Here is a 655-nt window from a genome sequence, read left to right on the forward strand (position 1 = left end):
TCGGCCGCGGTCGCTGTGTATTCGTGTCAGCGTTCCCGGCGGCGGGCTCGCCGGCGGCGGGCCGGACGGCGGCGGCCGGGGTGCCGGCGGTGGCGGCCGGGGCGGCCGGGGTGGTCGGTTCCGGTGAAGCGGCGTCCGCAGTGGGGGAGTCGGGCGCAGCCGCGGATATCGACGGTGGGGCGGTGACTCCTGGCCTCCGGGCGGCGGCCTCGCCCTGCGGTCCGGTCGCGGCGATGCCCGCCGTCACCGCCGCGGCCACCCCCACCGCCAGCGCCACCTGGACCGGGCGCGGCCGTCTGCCGCCTCTGGATGCTCCGCTGTGCATGGGTACGGCTCCGTTTCCTGTCGGCTACCGCCCCGCCCGGGGGAGCGGGGCCGAGGTGTCCCGGACCGACGGCTGTTCCACGCCCGGCGATTCGATCCCACCGTAGCGGAGTGCCCCAATCCGGTTCGGCGCCTGACGCTACATCAGCCGACCACCCCGCGTCTGCCGGACCCGCCGGACTGCCGGTCCCCGAACACCGGGGGCACCTCCGGCAGACCGAATCCGGCGGCGCTCGCCGGCCGCGGGCCCCCCCCCCCCGCGGGGGGGGCGGGGCCCCGGGGGGGGGGGGGGGGCAGGCACCCCGCCCCCGCGGTCGCGCGGGGGGGCCGA

This window comes from Kitasatospora sp. NPDC059646, assembly GCF_042734615.1.
Taxonomy (GTDB): Bacteria; Actinomycetota; Actinomycetes; order Streptomycetales; family Streptomycetaceae; genus Kitasatospora.